This is a genomic window from Plantactinospora solaniradicis (genome assembly GCF_042658085.1).
Taxonomy (GTDB): domain Bacteria; phylum Actinomycetota; class Actinomycetes; order Mycobacteriales; family Micromonosporaceae; genus Plantactinospora; species Plantactinospora solaniradicis.
Genome location: NZ_JBHSPR010000007.1, coordinates 556,053 through 573,824, shown reverse-complemented (window position 1 = coordinate 573,824; position 17,772 = coordinate 556,053). Strand labels below are relative to the sequence as shown.

At 72.3% G+C, this 17,772-nt stretch carries 14 protein-coding genes; 5 read left to right on the top strand and 9 right to left on the bottom strand.

Features of this window, described 5'->3' with window-relative positions; all coding sequences use genetic code 11:
* Positions 1–27: 27 nt before the first annotated feature.
* Together alr and ACFP2T_RS08540 are read left to right on the top strand one after the other, a co-directional pair.
* Complete coding sequence (alr, locus tag ACFP2T_RS08545) at positions 28–1,203, top strand: alanine racemase (RefSeq protein ID WP_377419947.1); 1,176 nt, start codon at positions 28–30, stop codon at positions 1,201–1,203.
* Between the two features lie 77 nt (positions 1,204–1,280).
* On the top strand, positions 1,281–2,345 hold the full coding sequence (locus tag ACFP2T_RS08540) for a D-alanine--D-alanine ligase family protein (protein WP_377419441.1): 1,065 nt from the start codon (positions 1,281–1,283) through the stop codon (positions 2,343–2,345).
* Between the two features lie 50 nt (positions 2,346–2,395).
* Here ACFP2T_RS08540 and ACFP2T_RS08535 read toward each other — a convergent pair whose 3' ends face one another.
* The 4 genes from ACFP2T_RS08535 to ACFP2T_RS08520 form a co-directional block, all read right to left on the bottom strand.
* The gene (locus ACFP2T_RS08535; protein ID WP_377419439.1) at positions 2,396–3,001 is read right to left on the bottom strand and encodes a hypothetical protein; all 606 of its coding nucleotides are present in this window, start codon (positions 2,999–3,001) and stop codon (positions 2,396–2,398) included.
* On the bottom strand, positions 2,998–4,476 hold the full coding sequence (locus ACFP2T_RS08530) for an ATP-binding protein (RefSeq protein ID WP_377419437.1): 1,479 nt from the start codon (positions 4,474–4,476) through the stop codon (positions 2,998–3,000). Before ACFP2T_RS08530 ends, ACFP2T_RS08535 begins: the two co-directional genes overlap by 4 nt.
* An 85-nt stretch (positions 4,477–4,561) precedes the next feature.
* Positions 4,562–5,254 (bottom strand): response regulator, encoded by a 693-nt coding sequence (locus ACFP2T_RS08525; protein WP_377419435.1) that lies wholly within the window; start codon positions 5,252–5,254, stop codon positions 4,562–4,564.
* Between the two features lie 8 nt (positions 5,255–5,262).
* Positions 5,263–6,318 carry a phosphatase PAP2 family protein gene (locus ACFP2T_RS08520; RefSeq protein WP_377419433.1) on the bottom strand — a complete coding sequence of 352 codons (1,056 nt, stop codon included), beginning with the start codon at positions 6,316–6,318 and terminating at the stop codon, positions 5,263–5,265.
* Positions 6,319–6,433: 115 nt separating this feature from the next.
* On the opposite strand from ACFP2T_RS08520, the gene ACFP2T_RS08515 reads away from it, so the two are divergent.
* Both ACFP2T_RS08515 and ACFP2T_RS08510 read left to right on the top strand, forming a co-directional pair.
* Positions 6,434–7,372 (top strand): hypothetical protein, encoded by a 939-nt coding sequence (locus ACFP2T_RS08515; RefSeq protein ID WP_377419431.1) that lies wholly within the window; start codon positions 6,434–6,436, stop codon positions 7,370–7,372.
* A gap of 198 nt (positions 7,373–7,570) precedes the next feature.
* Complete coding sequence (locus tag ACFP2T_RS08510) at positions 7,571–10,591, top strand: S8 family serine peptidase (RefSeq protein ID WP_377419429.1); 3,021 nt, start codon at positions 7,571–7,573, stop codon at positions 10,589–10,591.
* Between the two features lie 82 nt (positions 10,592–10,673).
* Here ACFP2T_RS08510 and ACFP2T_RS08505 read toward each other — a convergent pair whose 3' ends face one another.
* Positions 10,674–11,180, bottom strand: coding sequence for a hypothetical protein (locus tag ACFP2T_RS08505; RefSeq protein ID WP_377419427.1), 507 nt, complete (start codon positions 11,178–11,180; stop codon positions 10,674–10,676).
* Between the two features lie 204 nt (positions 11,181–11,384).
* On the opposite strand from ACFP2T_RS08505, the gene ACFP2T_RS08500 reads away from it, so the two are divergent.
* Positions 11,385–12,299 (top strand): hypothetical protein, encoded by a 915-nt coding sequence (locus ACFP2T_RS08500; protein WP_377419425.1) that lies wholly within the window; start codon positions 11,385–11,387, stop codon positions 12,297–12,299.
* Positions 12,300–12,368: 69 nt separating this feature from the next.
* Here the strand turns inward: ACFP2T_RS08500 and ACFP2T_RS08495 are convergent, their stop codons facing one another.
* The 4 genes from ACFP2T_RS08495 to ACFP2T_RS08480 all read right to left on the bottom strand — a co-directional run.
* Positions 12,369–15,539 (bottom strand): BTAD domain-containing putative transcriptional regulator, encoded by a 3,171-nt coding sequence (locus ACFP2T_RS08495; protein ID WP_377419424.1) that lies wholly within the window; start codon positions 15,537–15,539, stop codon positions 12,369–12,371.
* Between the two features lie 119 nt (positions 15,540–15,658).
* Entirely contained in the window at positions 15,659–16,207 is a 549-nt protein-coding gene (locus tag ACFP2T_RS08490) for a DUF3455 domain-containing protein (protein ID WP_377419422.1), read from the bottom strand.
* A gap of 202 nt (positions 16,208–16,409) precedes the next feature.
* On the bottom strand, positions 16,410–17,453 hold the full coding sequence (locus ACFP2T_RS08485) for a LacI family DNA-binding transcriptional regulator (protein ID WP_377419420.1): 1,044 nt from the start codon (positions 17,451–17,453) through the stop codon (positions 16,410–16,412).
* A 103-nt stretch (positions 17,454–17,556) separates the two neighbouring features.
* Positions 17,557–17,772, bottom strand: a 216-nt coding sequence (locus ACFP2T_RS08480) for an ATP-binding protein (RefSeq protein ID WP_377419418.1), incomplete at its 5' end; no start/stop codon positions are given.

The window sequence follows — 17,772 nt, the reverse complement described above, 5'->3', positions numbered from 1 at the left end:
GGCCGCCGTACCACAGGGGTGGCGCGGATGAGCGCGCTGGCCGAGGCCGAGGTCGCGCTGGCGGCCGTCGCGGCCAACGTGGACACGGTCACCGCGGTCGCCGGCACCGACCTGATGGCGGTGGTGAAGGCCGACGGGTTCGGGCACGGCGCGGTGCCGGTGGCGCGGGCCGCGCTGGCGGCCGGCGCCGGCTGGCTCGGGGTGACCTCGACCGCCGAGGCGCTCGCCCTGCGTGCGGCGGGCCTCACCGCGCCCGTCCTGAGCTGGCTGCACCGGCCGGACGACGACTTCGGCCGGCTGATCGCGGCGGACGTCGACATCGGCGTGTCGACCGTGCCGCACCTGCACGCGATCGCCGAGGCCGCCGGTCGGTCCGGACGGCCGGCCACGGTCCAGCTCAAGGCCGACACCGGACTGTCCCGCAACGGCGCCGCCGGCCACGACTGGCCGGACCTGGTCAGCTGGGCCCGGAAGTACGAGGTCGAGGGCGGCGTCCGGGTCCACGGGGTCTGGTCGCACCTGGCCGACGCCGAGACGTCGGGCGGTCCGGGCGTCGACCGCCAGCTGGCGGTGTTCGAGGAGGCGTTGGGGATCGCCCGGCGAGTCGGGCTGCGGCCGGATCTCGTGCACCTGGCGAATTCGGCCGCGGCACTGGCCGCCCCGGCGACCCGGTACGACCTCTGCCGGATCGGCCTGGCCCTGTACGGCGTCGACCCGTTCGGCGCGGCCGGGCCCGGTGCGTACCGGTTGTCGGCCGCGATGACCCTGCGCTCGACGGTGGTGAACGTGAAGCGGGTGCCGGCCGGCACCGGCGTCTCCTACGGTCCCGACCACGTCACCGGGCGGCCGACCACGCTGGTCCTGCTGCCGCTCGGCTACGCGGACGGGCTGCCCCGGACCGCCGAGGGGCGCGCCGAGGTGTGGCTTGGCGGCACCCGGCGCCCGGTCGTCGGGCGGATCGCCATGGACCAGTGTGTGGTCGATGCCGGGGACCTGCCGGTGGCGGTCGGCGATCCGGTGGTGGTCTTCGGCCCCGGTTCCGACGCGGGCGCGACGGCCGGCGGCTGGCCGACCGTCGCGGAGTGGGCGGCGTGGGCCGGAACCAGCCCACACGAGATCTTGACCGGCATCGGGGCGCGGGTGGTCCGCCGCTACCGACCCGGAGAGCCGGCGATCCCACGAGTGGGCGTGGCGCTCCCATGAGTGGGCGTGGCGAGCGAATCAGGGAACCGAGTGCGGATGTGCCGCATGACGGCACGGAACGAAGCGGGGTGCAGGCAATGAGTATCGGGCTGGCGGTGCTGTACGGCGGGCGCAGTGGCGAGCACGAGGTGTCCCGCCGCTCGGCGGCGAGCATCCTCGCCCACCTCGACCGGGACGCCTACCGGGTCACCGAGGTCCTTATCGGTCGGGACGGCCAGTGGCAGGTCGACGGCGTACCGGGCACGCTGCCGGCGGCGCTACGCGTGCTCGCCGCCCAGGACGTGGTGTTCCCGGCCCTGCACGGCCCGTACGGCGAGGACGGCACCGTCCAGTCGATGCTGGACTGGCTCGGCGTTCCCTACGTCGGCAACGGCGTCTTCGCCAGCGCGGCCGGTATGGACAAGGCGGTGACCAAGAAGCTGCTCGACGCCGAGGGTCTGCGCGTCGCGACCGGGGTGACCCTGCGCCCCGGCGAGTTCCTGTCCCGGGCCGACCAGGACCGGGTGGGCCTGCCGGTCTTCGTCAAACCTGCCCGGGCCGGCTCCAGTCTCGGGGTCTCCCGGGTCGACCAGTGGTGGCAGCTGCCGGCGGCGCTCCGGATGGCCCGCGACGCCGACGAGAAGGTCCTCGTCGAACGGGCGGTACCCGGCCGGGAGGTCGACGTCGCCGTGCTCCAGCACCCGGACGGACGGGTCGAGGTCGGGCCACCCCTGGAGATCAGGGTCCCGGCCACCGCCGCCTTCTTCGACTACGCCGCGAAGTACGACGGCGGGGCGGTCTTCCACATCCCCGCCCCGCTCGATCCGGCGACCACCCGGCTGGTGCAGGACCGGGCGGTCCGGGCCTTCCACGCGCTCGGCTGCCGAGGACTGCTCCGGGTCGACTTCTTCCTTCCCGAGCCTGCCCCGGCCCGTGCCCCCGCCCCCGACGTCGCGATCGGGCACTCCGACGGCGATCCGGGCTGGGAGGATCCCGGCTGGGACGGCGATCCGGGTGAGCCGGTGGTCAACGAGGTCAACACCTTCCCCGGCTTCACCGCCGCGTCGCAGTATCCGCAGATCTGGGCCCGAGCCGGCATCACCTTTCCGAGGCTGCTCGACATCCTGATCACCGGCGCCCGGAGCGTCGGCGCCGTCCCGTGATCCGCCGCCCCGAATCGTCGGGCCGTATCGGAACCGGCCGTCCCGTGGGGTCAGCCACCGGTGGGGGTGGTGGCCCGGGGCGAGGCGCGCTCGCCGGTGGGCGGCGAACACCAGGGCTGACCGGACGCGTCCCCGTCCGGCCCGTCCGTCGTGACCGGGCACTCCGGCGGCGAGCAGGTCAGTGGCCCCCGACTCCCGTCCGGGCCGCTGAGGGTGACCATGGCCGAGCCGTCCGTCGGCTCACCGTCCGGCATGGCGTTCCGCACGGTGCAGACGATCTGGTCGACCGCCGTCGGCGACAGCGCCGTCACACCGCCGGAGAGGTTCACCGTCGTACCGGACGGGCCGGAGGTCGTCTCCGCCGGTCCGGCGTCCGCCGGGATCTCGGTGCTGTAGCCCAACGTCCGTTCCGTCGGGTCCGGGCCGGCGAGCAGCAGCGCGAGCGTGTCGTCGATCGAGGCCGTCGGCGTGTTCGGACGCAGCACCAGCGCGAGATGGTGGTCCGTCACGAAGAAGAGTGTGACGCTCCGGGCCGGTCCCTCGGGGGCGGGACCGCCGGTGATGACGCCGGTGGGGCGTACGCCACATCCGGCGGCGAGGATCATCAGCAGCGCGAGGGCGGCGGGCAGCGCGCGTCGCCGGGCTCCACCGGTCACGAACGTCTCCCATCGACCAGGAGTCGGTGGTCGGCCGGCGGCGACGGATCCGTGCAACGGCGCGGCAGGCGGAGCGTGAACACCGCTCCACCGGCCGGATCGTTGCCCGCCACCAGGCTGCCCCGGTCCGCGTCGGCCCGGTGCAGCCGCGCGTTCTCCCAGGCGATGGCGAGACCGAGGCCGCTGCCCTCGGACCGGCTCCGGGCGCTGTCCGCCTTGTAGAAGCGGTCGAACACCCGTGGCAGCACCCTCGGGTCCAGGCCGGGGCCGCGGTCGCTGACCGACAGGACGATCCAGTCCGGATCGGCACGCAGCCGTACCGACACCGGCCGGGCGCCGTGCCGCAGCGCGTTGCCGACCAGGTTGGCCATGATCACGTCCAGTCGGCGCGGGTCGAGCCGGGCCAGCGTGCCCGGCGGCAGGTCGGTCACCACCCGATCGGTCCAGCCGCGGGCGTGCAGCGTTGCCCGTACCGCCGCGGCCACGTCGACGTCGTCCAGGTTGAGTGCCGCTGTGCCGGAGTCGAACCTGGTGACCTCGATGAGGTCGGTCACGAGTTGGGTCAGGTTCTGCGTCTCCTGGCTGACCAGCCGGGCGGCCCGTCCGGCATCGCCGGGCAGCCGGGGCGCCTCCTCGTCCAGTACGTCGGTGACCGCGGTCATCGCCGCCAGCGGCGTACGCAGTTCGTGCGAGACGTCGGCCACGAAGCGCCGGGCGTCGGCCTCCATCCGGCGCAGCTCACCTACCTGCCGTTCCAGCCGTTCCGCGGTGTAGTTGAAGGTGCGGGCCACCCCGGCGAGTTCGTCGGAGCCGTGGACCGTCAGCCGGGTGGTCAGGTCCCCGTCACCGAGTCGGCGGGCCGCCTCGCCGAGTTCCCGGACCGGCCGCAGCACGCCCCGGGCGGCGAAGAGCGCGAGCAGCACGGCGAAAGCCAGCGACAGCCCCCCGGTCAGCCACGCCAGGGTCGCGAGCCGGTCGATGCTGCGCTGCTCGGGCACCAGGCTGTGCAGGCGGTAGACCTCCAGACCGGACGGTCGCGGCGTACCTTCCGACCCGGTGAGCATCAGTTGGGTCCCGATCACCAGGTACGGGTGACCCTGCTCGGACTGCCGCTGCCAGACGACCCGGCCACCCCGTACCTCCGCCCGCAACTCCGGCGGCAGTATCTCGGCGATCGGGTCGTGCGAGGAACTCCGGTCCTGGTAGACGGCGATCGCGGAGTCGTCGCGGTTGGACAGCTTCGCGGCGATCGCGTCGAGGTCGGCCTGGCTCGGTGGCAGGCTCCGGATCGGGGTGAGCTGGGCGACCTGTTCGGTCAGCGTGACGACGGCCGCGTCCTGGGCCTGTTGCAGGATCACGTCGCGGGCCTGGACATAGCTGGCACCGGCGACCACCGCCGTCGTGGTCAGGCCGAGCGACGCGAAGGCGAGCAGGAGTCGTACCCGTAGTCCGGGCGGCCACCACGGCCGGTTCACGGCGACTCCCGTCGACGCCACGGGACCTGACCGCGCCGGGGACCGGCGACGCTCCGCGGGGCATGGCCACGCCACCGGCCGCCGTTCACAGCGGGCCGAACCGGTAGCCGAAGCCGCGGACGGTCTGCACGTAGACCGGCGCCGCCGTATCGTCCTCGATCTTCGCCCGCAGCCGCTGCACGCAGGCGTCGACCAGCCGCGAGTCGCCGAGGTAGCCGTGTTCCCAGACCGCCTCCAGCAGTTGTTGGCGGCTCAGCACCCGACCGGGCGTGCCGGAGAGTTCGAGCAGCAGACGCAGTTCGGTCGGGGCGAGGCTGACCGGCACCCCGGTCTTGCTGACCACCAGCGCCGCCCGGTCGATGGTCAGGTCGCCGTGCCGTTCCACCGCCGGATCCGTGCCGGACTGCCGGGGCTCGCCGCCGGTCCGCCGGAGCACCGCGCGGATCCGCGCCTCCAGCACCCGGGCCTGGACCGGCTTGACCACGTAGTCGTCGGCGCCGGCCTCCAGCCCGGCCACCACGTCCATGTCGTCGTTGCGGGCGGTGAGCATGATGATCGGCAGGTCGCCGGAGGACCGGATCCGGCGGCAGACCTCGAACCCGTCCATGCCGGGCAGCATGAGGTCGAGGACGACGACGTCGGCGGTGTCCGTGCGCAGCCGGGCCAGCCCCTGCTCGCCGGTCGCCACGGCGTCCACGGTGTGACCCTGGCGGGTCAGGGCCAGTTGGAGGCCTTCGCGCACCGTCTGGTGGTCCTCGATCAACAGCACCCGTGACATGCCACCAACTATCGCATTCCAGCCGAAGTTGCCCAATTGATCATGGCCTGGGTCGTCGATCGACCGTCCGCTGCCGTGCTGTCCGGTTCCGGTCCTCGGCCAGCCCCCGGAACCGGGTCGACGGGGTCCACCTCGACGGGGTCCACCCGGCGGTCCGGCACCGGGCCGACGAAGTCCGCCGAACGCACCAGAACCAGGATGGTGGCGACGACCAGGACGACGAGCCCACTTCCGGCCGTGATCGCGACGAACAGCCCTCCGGTGCCGGACGATGCCGCGTCCGGGGCGACCAGCGGCACGCCGCCCAGCCGGCCGAGCACGGATGCGCCGCCCAGCAGGCCGAGCAGCCCGACCAGGACACCGGCGGGTCCGGGTCCGGGGCGACCTCCGTCGCGGGTTCGGGCCAGCGGGGCGGCGGCCAGGCAGAACAGCGCCGCCGCGAGCAGCACCCCGCCGCACACGTCACTGAACCGGTGCCAACCCGCGATCATCGTGGCCGCCGCGACGACGGAGACCCCCGCCGCGCCCGGGACGGCGAACCACCACCGGGCCGGCGCGGGGAGCACGAGCAGGACCGCGAGCAGCAGCGCCATCGCCACCGCGACGTGGCCGCTGGGGAAGCTGTTGTGCGTCGTCGAGGTGGCCACCGCGAGATCCGGCCGGAGGATCGCCTGCTTGGCCACGCTCGCGACGACCACCGTGGTGCCGACCAGGGCGAGGCCCGTCACCCCCGCCCAACGCCGCCGGGCCAGCACGCCCAGCAGCAGCAGCGCGACGAGCAGGAGGCCCAGTACGGCCGGGTCACCGAACCAGAACAGGATGTTCTTCGCCGGCTCCACCAGGTCGGTCGGCTGCTCGTACCCGCCGCCCCGCTCGGCCCGGGGCAACAGCCCGCCGTCGAGGCGCTGCCCCGCGGCGGTCCAGACGAACCCCAGAGCGGTCAGCGCGAACGCGAGCAGGTACCCGAGCGCGGCGCGGAGCAGCCGGCCGCCCGGGGGCCGACCGGCGAACCGGCCCGACGACCGGAGCGCCGTCCCGGACGGGTAGGGAGATGTCGGATGCACCAGGCAAGGATGGATCGACCGTATGCGGAATCCGTTCGTTCCATGTCATGGTTCTGTCACAACCACCCGTGGCCCGTCCCGTCGGGATATCGCAAATCCTCTAGAGTCGCTTGCCATGACCGCCCTGGAGGCCTCCCTGACCGCGCCGGCGCCCACCGCTTCCGACGAGGCAACCGCCGCGCCGCCGGTGGCCACGCCCCGCCCGCTGGGTCTCAAAGGCTGGCCGCGCGTGGTGCGTACGCTGATGATGGTGGCGGGCGCGGCGCTGGCGCTCTGGGTGGCCTTCACGAACCCGGACCGTCACCTGCCCCAGTTCCGTGCACAGTGGATCCTGTGGGCCTCCGTCGCCGGGGTGCTCGGCGCGTTGAGCGGATCGACGATCGGCTCCGGCGTCGCGCGCTGGCATGACCTGCAACAGATCCAGCGGGTGCCGGTACGGCGGGTCATCCCGGCGGTGCTGGCCTTCCTGGTACTGGTGGTCGGTGCCGTCCTCACGGCGTACGCCATCCTGGGCAGGGGGCTCACCTGGCGGTCCCTGGCGTTCGTCTCGATCGTCGTGCTCGGGGCGTTGCCGGCCGGGGCGACGCTCGCGGGCCTGCGGGTCGTCGCGATGCGGGGACTCACCGGCGCTCCCGGCGAGCAGTTGGCCGCGTTGATGCGGCTGCGCCGGATCCTGGCCCGGGTGTTGCAGATGATGGGCTCGTTGCTGCTGATGATGGTGCTGGTCGGCGCCGCTGCCGTCGGTTGGGGCAGTTCGGAGAAGATTCCCCAGTCGACCGCGTTGGTCATCGGCGCGGCCGGTTCGATCCTCATCGCGTTGATGCACGTACCCGCGGCCACCCTGCTGCGTCGTCGCTGTCAGGTGTACGTGGACGAGTTCTCGGACATCGCCCACGTGGCAAAGGCCGACCTGGTCGCCGCCGCGGAGGACCGGATCAAGATGGAGGAGATCCTCGGCGTCAACCGCACGTCCCTCAGCGAGCTGCAGTCCGGCCTGGTGATCATCGGTCCGCTCCTCGCCACGGCCATCGCGGCGATCATTCCCAAGTTCTGAGCCTCGTCCGGAGCGGCTCTGTCCTGCCCGGCCATTCGCTCCTTTGTTCGGTTGGACATTTTGGACACGCCGTGGGTTCCGTAGCACCATCACGATCAATTGATGACTACACGGGGGACTCGATGGACATCACTCTGCCCTTCCGCCTGGCGTAGTCCTGTTGTCTCGGATGCCGTTCGGCATCTGGAAAGGAGCCAGGTGGCTACCGTCAACCATTCCTCGAAACTTCGGGTGGCAGCACCGCTCGTCACCCTCCTGCTGGCGACCGGCGTGGGCCTCGTCCACTCGACCCCGGTGCTCGCGGACGACTCCGCGCCGGTCTCCCTGACCGGCGGCACCGAGCGTCGACCCGCCGCCCCGACAAAGAGCGCCAGGACGGACCGGTACGTGGTCCGGCTCGCCGAGCCGCCGGTGGCGGCGTACACCGGCGGGGTGGACAAGGTCCCCGCCACCCGCCCGAAACTGGGGGAGAAGTTCGATGCGCACTCGGACGCGGCAGCTCGGTACCGGGACCACCTGACAGCCACCCGCTCGGCATTGCTGACCACAATGGACCTGCGCGCCGACCAGACGTACACCACGGCGTTCAACGGCTTCTCGGCGACCCTCTCCCCGGAGCAGGTCACCGCGCTCCGGAAGGATCCGCGGGTCGCGGCGGTCACCGAGTCGCGCATGGTCCGGGCACAGTCCACGAGCCCGACGGGCGCGCGACCGCCGTCGACCGGCTGGACCGGGACCGATGCCGGTCGATCGATGCTCCCCGAAGCGATCGGCCGGCACACCGGCGGCGGGCCGGCACTGACCCGGGCCAGGTTGGCCGCCCCCGGGACCGGCGCCGGCGTCGTGATCGGTGTGATCGACTCTGGAATCTGGCCGGAGAGCGCGTCGTTCGCCAGATCGATGTCGGCGCCGCCCGGCTGGCACGGCACCTGCCAGACCGGTGACCAGTTCGCCGCGTCCGCCTGCAACGGCAAGATCGTCGGTGCCCGGCACTTCGCCACCGACTACCTGGCCCAGTACGGATCACTCCCCGCCAACGAGATCCTCTCGGCCCGCGACGTGCTCGGGCACGGGTCCCACACCGCCTCGACGGCGGCCGGACAGCCCGTCCAGAGCACCGTGGTCAACGGCCGCGACTTCGGTCCCATCGCGGGAGTGGCGCCGGACGCGCAGATCGCGGTGTACAAGGCGCTGTGGGACGGCGGCGGCACGGACGCCGACATCATCGCGGCGATCGACGCCGCGGTCGTCGACGGCGTGCAGGTGATCAACTACTCCGTCGGCTACGACGGCGGGGACTACGTCCCCAACGACGCCATCGGCAACGCGTTCCTCAATGCCCACCTGGCGGGGGTGTTCGTGGCCGCCGCCGCGGGCAACGACGGAAAGTCCGCCACCATCAGCAACACCTACCCCTGGGTCACCACGGTGGGTGCGGCGATCACCAACGCCCGCGAGGCCACGATGCGGCTCGGCGACGGGCGGACGATCGTCGGGACGTCGCTGGACCTGTTGCCCGGCGGTACGGCGAAGCCACTGATCTACGCCGGCCAGGCGTCGACGGACGGCAACACCAACTGCCAGGCGGGATCCCTCGACGCGACGAAGGTGCAGGGCAAGGTCGTCGCCTGCAACTACACCGACAAGTTCGACGCCGTCAAAGAGGTGAAGGCCAAGGGCGGCGCCGCGGCGATCCTGTTCAACGATGTCGACGTCAAGCGGGTCAGCAACTTCTACAACTTCCCGACGATCAGTCTATGGAACCGCGAGCAGGCCGGACCGCTCCTCACCTACCTGCAACGGCGCCCGACCGACGGCACGGTCATCTTGTCGAACGGCGGTGACGGTTCGAGCCTGGGCGTGCCGAGCGTGGCCAACTTCTCCTCGTACGGGCCGGACCAGGTCCACACCGGGCTCCAGAAGCCCGACCTGGCGGCCCAGGGCACCGACGTGATCGCGGCCGTGGCGCCGCCCGGCAACGACGGCCGCAACTTCGATGCGTACTCGGGCACCTCGATGGCCGCACCGCACGTCGCCGGAATGGCCGCCATCCTGAAGGGGCTGCACTCCGGCTGGTCGCCCGGCACGATCGCCTCGGCACTGCGGACCACCGCGACCGATACGGCGGGAACCAGCAGCCCGTTGAAACAGGGTAGCGGGATGCCCGACCCGACCCGGGCCAACGACCCCGGCCTGGTCGTGACGCCGTCGGCGACCGAGCTGACCGCGTTCCGGGATGCCACCTCGCCGGACGGCAAGGAACTCAACCTGCCGTCGATCGCGTTGCGGGAGTACGACGGAACGCGCACGTTGACCGTGAACCGCAGATTCACCAACGTCGGCAGCACGCAGGAGACATATCAGCCCAGCGTCTCCGGCCTGAGCGGCATGACGGTCACCACGAACCCGTCGACCATCACCGTCGCACCGGGCAACTCGGTCACCGTCGCGATCACCATCGACCGCGGCTCGGCGCCCTTCGACCGGTACACCACGGGTGCCATCACCTGGGCCAGCTCGACGCACTCGGTTCGGATCACCGTGGCGGCGAGGCCATGGGGCTTCAACCCGAGGACCCAGGACGACACCGACGCGCCGAACCAGTACGGCTGGACGGGCACGTTCGGGCAGATGATGTTTCCAGCGGGTTTCAGCGGGCAGGTGAGCACCCGCACCACCGGCTACAGGTCGGTGTCCTGGAGCAGCGCCAGCCTGTCCACGGCGTACCCGTCGACGTTCTTCGACCGGACGGGGGACAACATACGGACGCACAGCATCACCGTCCCCACGGGTTCGGCCGGTCTGATCGTCCAGTTGTCGGGTTCCGGCAGCACCAATCTCGATCTGTACGTCTACCAGAACGGCAAGCTGGTCAGCCAGAGCCTCGACTACTGGAGCAGCAACGAACGAGGAGTGCTCTATCTGCCGGCGGCCGGCACGTACACCGCGTACGTGCACGCGCAGCGCGGCGCGACGGCGGGGGCGACGGTCAGCTACCAGTTCGCCGCCACGGTCCTGGCCCGCAACGGCGCCTACACCGGCGCGACGGTTCGGGTCACCGATTCCGCCGGCAACCCGAGCACGAACCTCGTGCGTGGGAACTACTACACCGTCACGGTGACGCCGACGGCGACGCTGCCGAACGTCGAGCACTGGGCGTACACGGAGTTCACCGTCAGCGGGAAGGTCGTCTCCGGACCGTTGATCAGCTCGCGGTGACCGGTACCTGACCGGCGACCGGCGGGGCGCAGGGCCGTCCGGCCCTGCGCCCCCGTCGATCACAGCGGCAGCGTCCGTACCGTCACGGCAGCCACCACGGTGCGAGGTACGGCACCGACTGCGCCTCGGTCGAGAACGTCCAGCCTCCCGCCGGCGCGCTCTGGAGCCGGAAGTGGACACTGGCGACGTACGCAGAGCTGACCGGTGTGAAGTCGACCTCGCTGTACCAGGTCCGCCCGTTCGGTGCGCAGAACTCGGACCGGCCGTCGGAGTGGGTCGTCGTCACGCCGTTCTGGTAGATGGCGACCATCTGGATCCGGATGCACTCGCCGTTGGCGTTGTTGAGAAAGAGTCGTCCGAGGAGCCGGGGCTCCCACCTGCCGGCGACGAGGTTCCACTCCAGCCGGGCGTCCGCACTGGGCCTGCCCCAGCCGTTCAGGTCGCCGTCGCCGAGGTCATGCCCCTCGTCGACGATGGAGAACCGGTCGGTCCGCTCCACCGCCGCCTGCGCCGGGCTCGCACTGATCAGCCCGACTGCGCACACCACGGCCAACACCAGGATCCGTAGCGCTGCTTTGCTACCCCGCATTTTTCTCTCCTCTGTTCCGCCCCGGCCTCCCGTGGCTTCCTGGCATCGAGTTTCGGCCGGCGGCTCAGGGTCACCTCAGGGCTCGCTCCGGGTGGCGGCCCGGCGGTGCGCGGGGCACCCCGCACCATGACGCCACCCTGAGGTTCGTTCGGAAACTTCGTGGTGGCCGCCCCGTACGGGGGCGGCGAGGAGTGGGGGAGTGGAATGCGTACTGCGAACATCGGGCGGCGTACGGCGGCTGGCGCGGTCGCCGTGGCACTGGGTACGGCGGGGCTTGTCGTCGTGCCGGACGGGGCGGCCCGGGCGGGGGGACTCGCACCGGTACGGGTCGAGGAGGTCAGCGAGAGCGACGACAGTGCGACCAAGATCGTTGTGGCGGAGTGCACGGGGGCGAGGTCGGTCTTTGCCGCGGGCGCCCGGGTCGTGGACGGGGACGGAGGTGTGGTGCTGACCGCGATGGTGCCCAACTCGGCGCTGACCCACGTGACCGTCTCCGCGACGGCCCGGACCGGGTTCGAGGGTGACTGGTCGTTGATGGCGTTCGCGGTCTGCGACACGTCCACGAGCCCGCCGGTGCGGGCGGCGACCACTGTCGAGTCGGCGTCGACGGCGGAGGTGAGCTGTCCGGACCAGACCCACCTGGTCGGCACCGGCTTCCGGTTCGAGGGATCGGTGGATCAGACGTACGTCGACGAGGTCGCCTTCGGGCCCGGGCTTGGGGGTGTGCGGGCGCACACGGGTGGCGCCGAGCCGGAGAGCCTCACCGCCTTCGGGGTCTGCAAGGAGCCCACCCAGCCGACGGGACCGCCCGGAGTTCGCGTCGAGGCGAGCAGCGCCTACGACGGCACCTGGCCGAAGGTCGCCGTCACCGAGGATCCCGACCCGGACCAACACGTGTACGGCATCGGTGCCAGCGTGGTGGGCTCGGGAGAGTTCTTCCTCAGCGCGCTGGTGCCCAGCCTGAACCTTCGCCTGGCGGGCGCCGAGGCCGTCCAGGCGAGCCAGCTTCCGGCCGCCGCCGTCGGTGCCGGCCGGGCCGGCGTCGCCGATGCGGGCGCGGACGAGGACGGCGACGGCTCGGTCACCGTGTCCGGCCTGCTCATGGCGGCCTTCCACTGACCTGCCGTCAACCGCCGGTCATCGACCCGGCCGGTCACCGGATCCCGCCGGCAACAGCAGTCCGGCGGGCTACCGGGACCGGCCGGTCGTCGGTTCCGACCGGTTGTCAGGGGCTGGCGGGCGGCGGCGACCCGGTACCGGTGGCTGCTGGCCCGGCCGGCTCGGCACGAGGACGAGTTCGTCCGGCAGGCGTACCCCGATGGCGCGCATCGCGTCGCGGTACCGGGTGAAGGCCCGGCGTGCCTCACCGTGCTGGCCGCCGGCCACCAGCGCGCGGACCAGTGCCCGGTGTGCCGGCTGGTCGTACGGGTCCCGTTCCAGCAGCCGCAGCAGGTACTCCACCGCCGCCGTCGGGCCGGACGTGGCCTGGCTGGTCTGGGCCAGCACCCGCAACAGGCTGAGGTACGCCGCCCGCGCCTCCTCACGCAGTGGACCGGACCAGTCGGCGTACGGCTCGTCCTCGAACGCGTCGGCGCGGTACTGGCGTTCGGCGGCCAGCAGCACCGTCCGCCCCTCCGCCAGCGCGCCCCGTTCCACCAGCCGACGGGCGTGCGCGACGTGGGCGAGGAACTCCTCGACATCCACCCGCACCCGGCTGATGTCGAGCGCGATGCACGACTGGTCGGCGACGAGGAAATGGTCGGGGGCGAACCTCTTCGTCGGATCGAGGACCCCACGGACGATCGAGAGCAGGACCGACAGCCGGTGCCCGGTGCGTTCCGGATCGTCGTCCGGCCAGAGCAGTTCGCACAGCTCGCCCCGGGGCACCGGGCGACCGCGCCGGGCGACCAGGATCCGTACCAGGTCGCGCGCCTTGCGTGACTGCCACTGCGAGGCGGGGACGGGTTGGCCGTCGAGGTGCACCTCGAACCGGCCGAGGGCCTGGATCACGACCGTCTGGTAGACCGGCCCGGCGCCGGGGGCCCGTCCGCCGGACATGCTCGCCGCCCGATCCACCAGGGCGCCGGCGAGGGCGAGCTGTTCGGCCGCGAGCAGCCCGCCCAACCGGTCGTCGATGCCGGCTCCGGGCAACTGCCCGAGTACGACGCGGATGCGGGCCGCTTCGACCGCCGCCCCGGCCCGGCTCCAGATCGCGTACGCCTCGCGCAGCGCCTCGCGGGCCCGGTCGAGGTCCTGTTCGGTAGCGGCCCGCAGTTCGAGCGCGTCGGCCAGCCCGGCCCGGTCGGCCTGGGCTCGCGCGATCCGGGCCGCCTCCTCGGCCAGCGTGGCGGCCCGGTCGGGCGCGGTCATCCGGAGTGCGACCCAACCCTGGGCCAGCAGCGCCGGCACGACGATCTCGTTCGCGGCGTCCCGGGCGGCCTGTTCGGCGTGCATCGCCGCAGCCTTGGCATCGTCGTCGAGTCGTACCAGGGCCAGCCCGGCGAGCGCGGGCACCAGGACGTGGGCGTTGCCGGTCTCCTCGGTGACCCGGACCGTCTCCTCGTACGCGGCGCGGGCCTGTTCCCGCCAACCCCGGCGGCGGTACAGGTCACCCAGTCCGAGCAGTGCGTAGGTGAACCGGCGGGAGCCGTTGCGCTGATAGTGCGCCAGTGCCGTCTCGTACCGCTTCACCGCCTCGTCGTACCGGCCGAGCATCGCCAGCGCTTCCGCCTCGTTGCTCATCGCCATCGCGCGCAGGCTTGGCGCTCCGGCCAGCGCGGCGTACCGGGCCGACTGCTCGGCCATCGCCAGCCCGTCGACGAACCGGCCGGTACGCAGGAACTGGTGCGTGCGGTTGGTGTAGATCCGGGTGAGCAGCAGGACGTCGCCGGTGCGTTCCGCGATCGGCAACGCCAGGGCGTAGTGCTCCTCGCTCCCCGCCATGTCGCCGGCCACGCTGAGGCACAGTGCGACGCTGAGGTGCGTGGTGGCCAGGACGCTGTCCTGCCCCGCGTCGGTGGCGACGGCCAGTGCCCGCCGCGCGTACCGGGTGGCGGCGTCGGTGTCGCCGGCCAGCAGGTGGGCGTGTGCGGTCCAGGCCAGCAGCAGTGCCCGATCGGCTGGCGGAGCGGACTGGGCCGGCCGCCGTTCGAGTGTCTCCAGCGCCGCGCGGGCATCGCCCCGCTGGTAGTGGATCCGACCCATCCGCCAGGCGAGGCCGGCGTCCCAGCCAGGCTCGGCGGCGGCCGCGGCGTCGTACTCCCGGCTGGCCGCGCCCAGGTTGCCCAGGGTGCGCAGCGCGTCGCCGAGCAGCAGGCGCAGCCGCCGGCCGCGATGCTGTTCCGGCAGTTCTGGGACCAGTTCGGTCACGGCCTGGGACCGACCCGCCGCGATCATCCGGTCTCCGTGCACGTCGAGCACCCGGGCGCACCGCGCATGGTCCCCGGCCCGCAGGTACGCCCGGGCGGCGGCGACCGGCGGACCGTGTTCGTCGTACCACGCGGCGGCGGCAGCGGCCGTGCCGACGGTACGGCTGGCGGGTGGTCGCCGATGCCCGTGCCGGGCAACCTCGAAGATCACCGGTACGACGTGCTCCTCCGGGGGCGGCGCGCCGGGGCTGGCTGCCGACCAGGCGGGCCGGGTCAGCAGGCCGGTGCGGCGCAACAGGTCGACGACTCGCGGGGCACCGCGATGGCCGAGCGCACGACACAGATCCGCACTCACCGGCGACAGCTCGCCGACCTGGCGGAGCAGCCGGGTCACCTCCGTCGGCAGCGCCCCGAGCACCTCGTCGGCGACGTACCGGGCGATCGGACCGCCGGGCTCGGTCAGGGCCGGAGCCAGCGGACCGGGCGGCACCCCGTCCAGGCGTAGGGTCTCGGCGGACAGGTGGACGAGCGCCGGCCAGCCGCCGGTCGCCGCGTACAGCCGGTCGGCGAGTTCGGGGTCGGACAGGCCGTACTCGTCGGTGAGCAGGTCGGCGATCCGTTCCGGGCTGAGTGCCAGGTCGGCCGGGCCCGGCTCGGTCCACAGGCCACTGCCGAGCCAGCGGGCGGCCGGCGGCGGCAGTGGCCACCGCGAGGCGAGTACGACGGTCACGTCGTGCTCCCACCGCTCGACCTCGTCCAGCAGCGGGTGCAGCTCCTCCGCCGACGTCTGCGGCAGGTCGTCGACGACGATCAGCCGGTCGCCGGCCGTGACGGCGTCGGTGACGAGCTGGTGCAGCGGCGCGTCGTCGCCTCCGTACCACCGGGCGGCCTCGCGGGGGAACCAGCGGCGCAGCGCGGTGGTCTTGCCGTAGCCGGCGGCGGCCACGAGGCAGCAGATTCCCCGCTGATGGCCCGCCCGCAACGGATGCACCGCGATCCTCCCGCCTCTGCCGTGGCTGACCCGGAGCAGCGCCCGGCAGATTCAGGTTTGCTGGATCCGCTCTGTGGGGCAAGGACGTTTCCGCTCGGCCCGCTCAGGGTACGGCCGGGTCAGCCGGCGACGAAGAAACGGTACTCGGCGCGGTACGACACGCCGGTCGTGGCGCCGTCGACGCAGACCCCGGTCGGTGCGGCGCCGCCACCGGTGGCCAGTCGCTGTAGGTACGTCACCGCGCCGAAGTCGCCCTCCCCACGGTTGCGGGTGGCCTGTAGGAGCAGCTCCGGGATGCTTCCAGCGACTGGCGACGAGGCCACCGCCCTCGCCTCCACCAGGGAGCCGTCCCTGGTGGATTCCCAACTCGGCCCCCGGAAGTGCACCGCGGTCCGCAGTCCGGCGCGGCCGAGGCCCGTCAGGGCCGCCGCCGGCTCCACGAATGTCCACGCACCGCTCGTGCACTGGTAGACCTGGACTCCCTTGGCCAGGTAGACGGCGGACAGGACGTTCCCGGCCGGCGGCACGAGTGCGGCGGGTGCGGGGCTGAGCCGGTCGGCCGGCACGCGGGGGGAGGTGCCGGACGCGACGCCGCCGCCACCGATCAGCAGCGCCGCGAGCAGGCTTACGCCGGCTGCCCCGGACAACCACTTCGAATAGGCGATCATGTATTCCTCCACAGACGGATGATTAAAAGAGATCTTTCGCTGAGTAATCAGATGAATACTCGACTGCCATTCCGAATGATGGCGGCGACCGACAAGATCTCTGCCGTCCTTGGGCGGAAAATAAGGCCGACTTAAGACGGCGCCCCCAGAACGAATGCCTGGCAAGCAGTGGAGCGGACTGGTGGATGCCGAGGGACGCCGTTCAGTGTCGGGGTGGTGGTCCGGTGCTGGCGCGGATGACCAGTGTGGTCGGGAGTTCGACGCGGGTCTGGCTGGGTGGCTCGCCCGCGGCGAACGCCAGGACCAGCGTCGCGGCGGTGGCGCCCATCTCCTCGAACGGCTGCCGCACGGTGGTCATCGGCGGCCCGCACCACCGGGTGTACTCCAGGTCGTCGAACCCGACCACGCTCAGGTCGTCCGGGATGGTCAGCCCGGCCTGCCGGGCCGCCTCGTAGACCCCGAGGGCCTGCAGGTCGTTGCCGCAGAGCACCGCCGTCGGCGGGTCCGGCGAGGTCAACAGGTCACGTCCGAACTCCAGACCGTCCTCGAAGAAGAACCGTCCGGTGCGCAGGAACCGCTCCTCCAGTGGCACCCCGGCGGCGTCCAGTGCCGCCCGGCAGGCCTCCAACCGGGCCCGGGCGATCAGGGACCGTGCGGGCCCACCGATGACGGCGATCCGCCGATGCCCCAACTCCAGCAGGTGCCGGGCGGCGGCGATCCCGCCGCTCCAGTTCGCGGCCCCCACCGACGGGACCGCGTCCGGCGGCACCCCGGACGGGTCGAGCGCCACCAGTGGTATCCCACCGGCGGCCAGCACGGCGTACTCCTGCGCGGTGAAGTACGAGTGCGCGGCGATCACCCCGACCGGCCGGCGGGCCAGAAGCTGCTCGGCCCAGGAATGTTGCGTCACCGCCCGGCTCAACACATCGGTGAAACCGACCGCGAAGTCCTGCTGCCGGACGACCTCCTCCACCCCGCGCAGGATCGAGACCGCCAGGTGACTCTCCAGCCCGTAGAACACCACCTCGACGCTCGGTGCCGGATCCGCCGCGCTCGGCCGGCGATAGCCGTGCTCACGAAGCAGCGCCGCCACCTGCCGACGGGTCTCCGACGCCACCCCGGAACGGCCGTTGAGGACCCGGGACACCGTCGGCGCCGAAACCCCGGCGAGACGGGCGATCGCGGCCATGGTCGGCTCCTCCCGGCGTCTGCCACGCCGGGGACCGTCCGGGATCTTCCCCGTCACGCGCGCAGTGTACGTCGGTCCGAACAACCACATCTACCGCCGTCACTCTACTTTTCGGCGCGTCCCATCATGACAGGGTGCGCGTTTCATCGGCGCGACGAGGTCAAGGCGTCAGTGGCGGGCTGGGTGTCTTCGTGGAGAGCCCGCCAGCGAGGGAGAGCCGGACCCGCACGGATGTGCCGGGCGTCCGGGGAGTGATGGTCAACGAGTCGGTGAGTTGCCGGACGAGCCGGAGGCCACGCCCGCCGGCCCGCAGCGGCGACTGGTCGGACACCTGCCCGACGGGGAAACCCGGGCCGTCGTCGTCGACCTGGCAGAC

Coding starts and splice junctions, on each gene's coding strand:
- ACFP2T_RS08500 (WP_377419425.1), top strand. CDS start 11,385: ATGCGTACTGCGAACATCGGGCGGCGTACGGCGGCTGGCGCGGTCGCC.
- ACFP2T_RS08515 (WP_377419431.1), top strand. CDS start 6,434: ATGACCGCCCTGGAGGCCTCCCTGACCGCGCCGGCGCCCACCGCTTCC.
- ACFP2T_RS08490 (WP_377419422.1), bottom strand. CDS start 16,207: ATGATCGCCTATTCGAAGTGGTTGTCCGGGGCAGCCGGCGTAAGCCTG.
- alr (WP_377419947.1), top strand. CDS start 28: ATGAGCGCGCTGGCCGAGGCCGAGGTCGCGCTGGCGGCCGTCGCGGCC.
- ACFP2T_RS08525 (WP_377419435.1), bottom strand. CDS start 5,254: ATGTCACGGGTGCTGTTGATCGAGGACCACCAGACGGTGCGCGAAGGC.
- ACFP2T_RS08505 (WP_377419427.1), bottom strand. CDS start 11,180: ATGCGGGGTAGCAAAGCAGCGCTACGGATCCTGGTGTTGGCCGTGGTG.
- ACFP2T_RS08540 (WP_377419441.1), top strand. CDS start 1,281: ATGAGTATCGGGCTGGCGGTGCTGTACGGCGGGCGCAGTGGCGAGCAC.